General features: G+C 51.7%; 1 protein-coding gene and 1 pseudogene. One reads left to right on the top strand and one right to left on the bottom strand.

Annotation, left to right across the window (positions count from 1 at the left end):
* Positions 1–221 (bottom strand): annotated as a pseudogene (locus EZM41_RS14730) (hypothetical protein); the annotation flags it as partial.
* On the opposite strand from EZM41_RS14730, the gene EZM41_RS13860 reads away from it, so the two are divergent.
* Positions 172–294 carry a hypothetical protein gene (locus EZM41_RS13860; protein ID WP_446697832.1) on the top strand — a complete coding sequence of 41 codons (123 nt, stop codon included), beginning with the start codon at positions 172–174 and terminating at the stop codon, positions 292–294. The pseudogene EZM41_RS14730 and the gene EZM41_RS13860 sit on opposite strands and share 50 nt — an antisense overlap.
* Positions 295–385 lie beyond the last annotated feature (91 nt).

Here is a 385-nt window from a genome sequence, read left to right as displayed (position 1 = left end):
CAGAAAGCCATGCCCGCTGCCTGAACGGCTGCGAAAAAGATTGTGCTCACTCTGGTGTACTGGGTGATCTTACGCCGCCCCTCTTCGCCCTCCTTCTGTAGGCGCTCCAGGGCAGGTATCACTACGGTCAAAAGCTGTATAGCGCTCCTGTTGGGGCTCTTTTTCTCCACTATAGGAATAGATATAACGCTCGGCATACCGCGCTTTACCTTCGGAAGCAGCGAACTTTTGGGCGGCGTGAACTTCATCCCGGCGATGTCTCTATCCACTCTCCATTATTTAAGAGAAACTTGATTTTGCTGTTTATATGAACTAAGCCATGATCCAACGCCGAGAGGACGTCGTCTGCGTCTTTGAAATGCATGCCTTCGCCTTTGAGGCCGTC

This window comes from Acetomicrobium sp. S15 = DSM 107314 (assembly GCF_016125955.1).
Classification (GTDB): Bacteria; Synergistota; Synergistia; order Synergistales; family Thermosynergistaceae; genus Thermosynergistes; species Thermosynergistes pyruvativorans.
The sequence above is the reverse complement of the archived record's forward strand: the minus strand, read 5'-3'. Positions and strand labels throughout refer to the sequence as shown.